This window comes from Sphingopyxis sp. 2PD (genome assembly GCF_005503695.1).
GTDB lineage: Bacteria > Pseudomonadota > Alphaproteobacteria > Sphingomonadales > Sphingomonadaceae > Sphingopyxis.
Window position 1 is genome coordinate 127,958 of the sequence record NZ_SCMU01000007.1, and the last position, 7,996, is coordinate 135,953.

Annotated in this window: 5 protein-coding genes and 1 tRNA gene; 2 read left to right on the forward strand and 4 right to left on the reverse strand. The window is 61.0% G+C overall.

Annotated elements, in window-relative coordinates:
• Nucleotides 1-29: 29 nt before the first annotated feature.
• Entirely contained in the window at nt 30-3,125 is a 3,096-nt protein-coding gene (gene putA / locus FFS18_RS08230; RefSeq protein WP_137870404.1) for a bifunctional proline dehydrogenase/L-glutamate gamma-semialdehyde dehydrogenase PutA, read from the reverse strand.
• Nucleotides 3,126-3,222: 97 nt separating this feature from the next.
• Between putA and FFS18_RS08235 the strand changes: the two genes are divergently transcribed.
• Together FFS18_RS08235 and FFS18_RS08240 are read left to right on the forward strand one after the other, a co-directional pair.
• The gene (locus FFS18_RS08235) at nt 3,223-3,693 is read left to right on the forward strand and encodes an Lrp/AsnC family transcriptional regulator (RefSeq protein ID WP_137870405.1); all 471 of its coding nucleotides are present in this window, start codon (nt 3,223-3,225) and stop codon (nt 3,691-3,693) included.
• Between the two features lie 48 nt (nt 3,694-3,741).
• Nucleotides 3,742-3,815 (forward strand) — tRNA-Gly (locus FFS18_RS08240).
• 413 nt (nt 3,816-4,228) lie between these two features.
• Here the strand turns inward: FFS18_RS08240 and FFS18_RS08245 are convergent.
• From FFS18_RS08245 to FFS18_RS08255, 3 genes are all read right to left on the reverse strand, one after another.
• Nucleotides 4,229-4,606 carry a RidA family protein gene (locus tag FFS18_RS08245; protein WP_137870406.1) on the reverse strand — a complete coding sequence of 126 codons (378 nt, stop codon included), beginning with the start codon at nt 4,604-4,606 and terminating at the stop codon, nt 4,229-4,231.
• Nucleotide 4,607: 1 nt separating this feature from the next.
• Nucleotides 4,608-5,735 carry an alanine racemase gene (locus FFS18_RS08250; RefSeq protein WP_137870407.1) on the reverse strand — a complete coding sequence of 376 codons (1,128 nt, stop codon included), beginning with the start codon at nt 5,733-5,735 and terminating at the stop codon, nt 4,608-4,610.
• 516 nt (nt 5,736-6,251) lie between these two features.
• A complete protein-coding gene (locus FFS18_RS08255) occupies nt 6,252-7,805 on the reverse strand; it encodes an amidohydrolase family protein (protein ID WP_137870408.1) in 1,554 nt (517 codons plus the stop codon).
• Between the last annotated feature and the right edge of the window lie 191 nt (nt 7,806-7,996).

Genomic DNA, 7,996 nt, shown 5'->3' on the forward strand with positions numbered 1-7,996 from the left:
GTGCCTTTGTGTCTTCGTGCGAAACGCTTCTAACCCGCCATCAGCGCCGCATTGCCGCCCGCGGCGGTGATGTCGGTGCTGATCGTCTTTTCCTCGGCAAAGCGGTGCAGATAGTGCGGCCCGCCCGCCTTGGGCCCGGTCCCCGAAAGCCCGCGCCCGCCGAAGGGCTGTGAGCCGACGATCGCGCCGATCTGGTTGCGGTTGACATAGACATTGCCGACCTGCGCGCGCGCCGCGATATGCGCCGCAACCCCGTCGATGCGCGTATGAACGCCCAGCGTCAGCCCATAGCCCGACGCATTGATCGCATCGATCAGTGCATCCAGCTCGCCGCCCTTCCACGTCGCGACGTGCAGCACCGGGCCGAAAATCTCGCGCTTCAAATCGGTGACATGGTCGAGCCGGATCGCCACTGGCGGCACGAAATGACCGCCCGCGGGCAGGTTCGTGCGCCCGGCTTCGGCGATCACGCGGCCCGCGGCGCGCGCTTCGGCGACATAGGCGGCGATGTTCGCTTGCGCTTCATCATCGATGATCGGGCCGACGTCGGTCGCCAATAGGGACGGGTCGCCGATGTTGAGCTCGGCCATCGCGCCCGCGACCATCTCGATCATAGTGTCGGCGACATCCTCCTGCACGCACAGCAGGCGCAGCGCCGAGCAGCGCTGGCCAGCCGACTGGAATGCCGACGCTACGGCATCGCGCGCGACCTGTTCGGGAAGCGCAGTCGAATCGACGATCATCGCGTTAGCGCCGCCGGTTTCGGCGATCAGCGTCGCGATTGGGCCGTCGCGGAGGGCCAGCGCGCGGTTGATCGCGCGCGCGACCTCGGTCGACCCGGTAAAGGCGACCCCGGCGATGTCGGGATGGCCGGTCAGCGCTGCGCCGACGGTCTCGCCGCGGCCCGGAAGAAACGCGAGCACATCGCCGGGAATCCCCGCTTCGAGGAGGAGTTCGACCGCGGCGTGGGCGATCAGCGGCGTCTGTTCGGCGGGCTTGGCGAGCACGGCGTTGCCCGCCGCGAGCGCCGCCGACACCTGCCCGAGGAAGATCGCGAGCGGGAAGTTCCACGGGCTGATGCACACGAACACGCCCTTGCCCTCGAGCATCAGCTCGTTGCGCTCGCCGGTCGGGCCGGGGAGTTCGACAGGGTAAGTGAAGTCGGCGCGCGCCTGGCCCGCATAATAGCGCAGGAAATCGACCGCCTCGCGCACTTCGGCGATCGCGTCGACCAGCGTCTTGCCCGCTTCGTCGATCGCAAGGCCGAGGAACAGCGCGTCATGTTCCTCGAGCAGGTCGGCCGCCCGTTCGAGCCGCTCGGCCCGGAACGCACCGCCAGCGAGGCTCCATTCGGGCTGCGCGGCGATGGCCGCGGCAACTGCCGCATCGACCACGGCCTTGTCCGCCTCGATCACCTGTCCGACGATGGCGCCGGTGCCAGGATTGTGCACCGCTTCGGCCGCGCCGCCGCGCGTCACCCCGCCGACGATCGGGGCGGCGACCCTGTCGCTGCGCCGCGCCGCGCCGATCGCGGCGACCAGCGCTTCGGGGACGCCGGGTTGGCCAAGGTCATAGCCGCGCGAATTGCGGCGTGCCGGATCGAACAGGCCGATGCCGGTTGCGATCTTTGGCGAGGCCGCGCTGGCGACGCTGCGCGGATCGACCGCGAGCTGTTCGGCGCTGACGTCGGGGTCGGAAAACTGGTGCACGAAGCTGGAGTTCGCGCCATTTTCGAGCAGGCGGCGGACCAGATAGGCGAGCAGGTCGCGGTGGGTGCCGACGGGGGCATAGACGCGCACGGGGCGCGGCGGCGGGAACAGCGCGACGAGCGCGTCATGTGCGCCCTCGCCCATGCCATGCAGCCGCTGCAACTCGTAATCGGCGCCCGCGAACAGCTCGGCGACGAACGCCAGCGTCATCGCATTATGGCTGGCAAAGGCGGGATAGATGCAATCCTGCGCGTCGCGCAGCAGCTGGGCGCAGCGCATATAGTTGAGGTCGGTGTGGAGTTTTGCCGTGAACACCGGAAAATCGCCGAGGCCCAGCGTCTGCGCGCGCTTGATCTCGGTGTCCCAATAGGCGCCCTTGACGAGGCGCATCGACAATTTCACCCCGCGCGTCCGGGCGCGTTCTGCCAGCCAGTCGATCACCGCGGGAGCGCGCTTCTGATACGCCTGAATGACGATGCCAAGGCCGGTCCAGCCATCGGCGATCCCGGCGTCGATCAGCGCCGCGAACACATCCATATGCGGTTCCAGCCGGTCGCTTTCCTCGGCATCGATCATCAGCGGGATGTTGACCGCGCGCGCCGCTTTCGCGAGTTCGATCACCTTCGGCACCAGCTCGCCGATCACCCGGTCGCGCTGAAGATATTCATAGCGCGGATGCAGCGCCGACAGCTTGATCGAAATCCCATGATTGGCGTGCGGATCGCCCGGCTTCGCATCCTTGCCGATCCGCGTGATGGCATCGGCGTAGCTGTCATAATAGCGCGCCGCATCCTCCGCGGTGCGCGCCGCCTCGCCGAGCATGTCAAAGCTCGCAAGCTCGGACTTTTCCTTATTGGCGCGCTTGACCGCGGCGTCGATCGTCTCGCCCATCACGAACTGCTGGCCGAGCAGCTTCATCGCCGCGAGCGCCGCCTGGCGGATCACCGGCTCGCCCGATCGGCGGATCATCGATTTGAGCAGGGTCAGCGGGTTCGCCTTGCTGCCCATCGCATCGAGCATCAGCGTCGCCGATCCCAGTGACAGGCCGCGCGCCGACAGCGCGACGATCAGCGGGCTGTCCTCGTCCTCGCCCTCTTTCCAGTGACGCCCGGCGATCTTGTCGCGGATCAGCGCATTGGCGGTCGCGCTGTCGGGAACGCGCAGCAGCGCCTCGGCCAAACACATCAGCACGACGCCTTCCTCGGTCGACAGGCGATAGCGGTTCATCAGCTGCGCGACGAGCGTCTCGCGGTCGCCCTCGGCCTTTGCCTTGCGGATCAGGTCGAGCCCGCGCCGGGTCACCGCCTCGACGCTGGCGGGTGCGGTGGCAAGGGCGGCGCGCAGGTCGGCGACGATGTCGGCCTCGTTGCGGCGGGCGAGGGCGCGAAGGGGCGCGCGGGCAGTGAGTTCGGTCATGCCGCACCATAGCGCAGGACGATACGGCAATCCGACCATTTGGTCGCGCGCGAGTATATCTTTTGACCTATTTTCAGATCTAATTTAGTCGATTGATATGAGAGACGCGCCAACTACAGTCGATATGGATGACTTCGACCGCAAAATTCTGTCGGTTCTGCGCCGCGACGGCCGCATCACCTTCACCGACCTCGCGCAGCAGGTCGGCCTGTCCAAGACCCCGTGCCAGCAACGTGTCCGTCGGCTGGTCGACAAGGGCGTGATCACGGGCTTTGCCGCGATCGTCGATCCGGCCAAGGTCGGCCTCGACCATGTCGCCTTTGCCGAGGTCAAGCTGTCCGACACGCGCGAAGCCGCGCTGAAGCAATTCAACGCGGCGGTGCGCGCAATCCCCGAGGTCGAGGAATGCCACATGATCGCGAGCAGCTTCGACTATCTGCTCAAGGTCCGCACCCCCGACATCCGCCGCTACCGCATCGTGCTCGGCGAAAAGATTTCGAGCCTGCCGCACGTGGCGAGCACCTCGACCTTCGTCGCGATGGAAACGATCAGCGAGACCGCGCGCTGACCGCGATATTGACCGCCGCCTTCACCTGTGCCAATCGCGCAGCCCCGGGCGGGTGTAGCTCAATGGTAGAGCAGAAGCTTCCCAAGCTTACGACGAGGGTTCGATTCCCTTCACCCGCTCCAATTTTTCAATAAGCAGCGGAACAATTGCCTCCCCGGCAGGGCGAGTCTGCGCCTTCATTTTGAGTCGCCACCATGTCGCGTCAGGGATGCTTCACATTGCGCGATTTGGGAGCCGCCTAGGGCACTGGAAACCGCTGTCGCGACGGGTAGGGCGGTGGATTGCACCGATCGGCGGACGGCTGGACCGAATGGCTGCGAAGCGTTGACTCGCGGCTGCCTTCGCCCATGACCTCGATGCCGCCTGTACCCAAGGGCATCCGACGAAGATCAGCGGTCGGTGTCATCATGTGTCCGGCGCAACTCGCAAAGACAAATCGCCGGCTCCCCCCTCGGATCGATCCCTGCGATTTGCTCGAGACGGGGTGCGGCGTGCTAGACAAAGAATGCGCGGGCTGTCGCTTCGCTCGCAGCTCCTAGCCCGCGGCGATGGCTTCAACCTCGAGCAGATAGCCATAGTGTAGAGCGGGCACCGGCACTACCGCCCGCGCTGGCCGAACCTCGCCCAACATCTCCGCAAAAATCGCATCGAATGTCGGCCAGTGATCGACGTTGACCAGATAGACCGTCACCTTCAAAAGCATTTCTGGGCCCGACCCAGCGCCCTCTAGCACCGCCAGCATGTTGCGTAACACTTGCCTCGACTGATCTTCGAAGCTTGCGCCCGTTTCGTGGCTTCCGTCATCGGCGACTGGTAACTGGCCCGAAATATAAAGCGTTTGGTTATGCCGCACCGCGTGCACATAATGCCCTTTCGGGGTCGGCAAGTTCGCCACGTTAATGCGTTCGATCATGTCACCAACCTGTCATCCTTTGCCATTGCAGTTCGGCGCCGTCTGCACCTATGGCCCGATAAGCCGCATGCTGCGCTGCTGTTGCACAAGCGTGGTTTGGCAGAATGCGAAGCTTCGTACCCAAAGGAAGCTGGGGCAAAGTCGCCATCGATCCCGGCCGCATCGCCAATATGCCATGCTCCTGATTGGCTGCGACCATGATCAGATCTGAAATGGTCTGCCCCGCCGCATCGCAAACCAACCCATATCCCTGATCGATCGGCTGAGACGCAGTGCCCCGATCGCGCGACATCGCCATCCAGCCCGCATCGACAATGATCCATTCTTTCGCCGCCTGATGTCCGATGACGCTGGTTTGGACCGAGACCGCGATATCGTCGATCGCGCAGACGCCGAGGCCTGCCATGACCAAATCCTGAAACATGAACACTCCGGCGCGCAATTCAGTCAGCCCTTCGGCGGAGTCGGCAAATAGCGCGGTGGGTGTGGAACCTGCGCTGCGCACGGCACATGGCACGGAACTCGCCTGGATGCGTTCGGCCGCTTCGACCAGCGCCAACCTTTCGCGAGCGGCGGCTGCCCGCAGCGCTTCCTCGCTGCGGCAATCGTAGGAGCCGCCGGCATGTGTCATCACACCACGAAACGCCCCCGGTCCGACGCTCGCCAGAGCCCGCGCGGCCTCGACCAACGCAGGATCGTCGGGCGCAAAACCTGCACGATGCCCGTCGCTGTCGATCTCCAGAAGCGTTGGAACCGCACCGCCCGCGGCCACAGCCTCGGCCATTTCGACAGAATCAAGTATGATGCTCAAGTCAACGCCTACATTTCGCAGCGCGCGCGCCTCTGCCAATTTGTCGGGCGTCACCCCTACTGCATACAGAATGTCGGTGATCCCATGTTCGGCAAAGTATCGCGCTTCGGAGAGCGTCGAAACCGTGATCTGCGCCGGTCTGCCGTTCAGCGCCCGGCGTGCGACGTCGATCGACTTTGCGGTTTTCATGTGGGGTCGCAGGGGAACACCCAAGCGGTCAACCTGGGCATACATGCGCGCAAGATTAGCATCGAGCTTGCCGATGTCGAGCAAAAGTGCGGGGGTCGTTATGGGAAGCTCCTCTTCTCCGAATTTCATTATTTTCTACCGGCGCTATTCGCGGAATCTCAAGCCTGGCCTTGCTTTTCCGACGCGAACGCCGGGCGATTTCCACGGAGATCAGCGACGCGAAAATCCGTTGTTCCCCGAGGCCAGGCAATCGAAGAAGCTCATCTTCTCGACAAAAAAGCCCAGCGCTTCATTGATGCATCGAACACATTTTTTGATGCCTTGATCATTGGTGAAGACTCCGCGAATTAATGGATCTCAAAAAACGATCAAATATTTTGGAAATAGCGTCGTCGTATTAATTCCGTTGAATCTAAATATAAATGCTCGGCAATTCGATATTTATTCGGTAATTTTTGCACGCATCAATTTTAAAGATCATCTTTGGATACAGGGTAAGCCACACAATATTCCTATCAATGAAATTTCTGTATTTCCTCACGCATGCGCTTTAAAAGTTCCTATATAACCCGGTCTTGGGCCGCCGAATTTTTAATCGTGACATCGCAAGCAAATATCTTTGAAATAAAGAAAGGCTTGCAATGCTCAATCGACCAGTTGAACCCGCATCAAAGGACTGCTCAGTGCATCCCAAAGAAGGCGGATATTAAGGCGGATGCTGCCCGCTTGCTGCTCGGCAAAATCCAACAATCCGTCCAATGCCGCTCGATCAAAGAACTGCCCATTGTAAAAAATGGCCGTGATTTTCTGGGTGTTCCGGATGTCGTCATAGGGATTGGCCGCAAGAAGCATCATATCGGCGGCCTTTCCTTCTTCGATGGAACCAAATTTCCTGTCCGCCCCGCTAAACGCCGCAGCATCGATCGTGGCCATCCGCAGTACATCTTGCGGTGAAATTCCGGCCTTTACGAGCTCAGCCATTTCTTCGTGAACGGCAAATCCCGGAAATATGTAGCTGTCGCCCGAATCCGTGCCGACCAGTATTTTTACGCGGGCATCATGCGCTTGGGCCACGTTCGTCATCGCCAACGCATATAATTCAATATCAACATTGCGTCCTTGCGGCGTCACCGCGCGCTTTGCCAATTGATCGGCATCGCCCTGCCAGATGCCGGATCTGATGATGGTCGGGATATAGCGAAGACGGGGATTCTCGCGGAAAGAACGCTCACCGGCCTTCGCGCCCAACTGCAAAACCTGGAGCGTGGGAGTCCAGAATGTGTCTGATCGCGCCATTTCTTGAAACATTTGCTGGCAGCGTACGCCATCGTGCTCGTCGACCAGCCGCGCTTTAAATTCGGTGGTGTAAGCACGTAGCGGGTCTGCAAGCGCCAGGAATTGTTCTCGCCCCTTGTAGCATTCGATCAAGAACAGCCGGGGATGCTCAATGGTTTGCTGTTTGGCAGCGATGGTTTCGCGCAAGGACACGCGCAGCGGTTGGTGGCCTGCGATTTTCAAGCCTTGCACTTCAGCTTGCTTGGCAAGCGCCTTGTACGCTTCAGGCGACAGCTCCGAGTAGGTTTTGATAAAGTCAGCGCCAGCCTTTTTATAGAAGGACACAAACTGTTCGATTCCGGAAAGGTGATTGACCTTGAAAAACGACGGAAAACCGTCGGGAACCTCATTTCCGCCGTTGGTTTGGTAGCTGCTTTGCAGGAAATACCGCGGGGACAGGCCGGTTTTGGTTTCCGTCGCGCGGTTCCATGCCTGACGGTCTTCGATACAGGCCCAGAAACTGTCATCTTCGGACAGGCATCCGGACATGTCGCGTACACCGAGTACACCGTTTGCAATCAGCAACGGATGGTGAAATTGGGGCGAGGTCTTGAAGGAATGCGTGTGCATGTCCCACAGGCTTGGCGCGAGATATTTTCCGCGACCGTCAACCACATGAAGCGATGTCGCGGGCGTTTGGCCCGATGTTCGGTCGATCGAGGCCAATCGACCATCCTGAATGATGACATCCTGGTTCGGGATTATCCCGCCATTTTGTACATCGATAATGGCGACATCTTTGATGATGATGTCCTGAGACAGGCCGACATTCGGCGTTTTGGCCAGAGGAATGGATATCATGGCGGTCAAGATAATTGCTGCAATCGTGACGAATGCGCCGAAGCCCAACAGAAAGCGTTTCATTGAAATCCCCAGTATGTTTGGACGATGCTAGCGCCGGTGGCGTCAAAGGAATGTCAAACGATCGTTGGATGGCCGATGCTAGGCCGCGTTGACAAAAGACTTCAGCCATAGCCGCGTGGCGGCGAGGTTTAGGAAGCTCTCGAACGAGAGAAGGGTTTTGTCATATCGAGTGGCGATGCGTCGTTGCTGTT

Coding starts and splice junctions, on each gene's coding strand:
- FFS18_RS08250 (WP_137870407.1), bottom strand. CDS start 5,735: ATGAAATTCGGAGAAGAGGAGCTTCCCATAACGACCCCCGCACTTTTG.
- FFS18_RS08235 (WP_137870405.1), top strand. CDS start 3,223: ATGAGAGACGCGCCAACTACAGTCGATATGGATGACTTCGACCGCAAA.
- putA (WP_137870404.1), bottom strand. CDS start 3,125: ATGACCGAACTCACTGCCCGCGCGCCCCTTCGCGCCCTCGCCCGCCGC.
- FFS18_RS08245 (WP_137870406.1), bottom strand. CDS start 4,606: ATGATCGAACGCATTAACGTGGCGAACTTGCCGACCCCGAAAGGGCAT.
- FFS18_RS08255 (WP_137870408.1), bottom strand. CDS start 7,805: ATGAAACGCTTTCTGTTGGGCTTCGGCGCATTCGTCACGATTGCAGCA.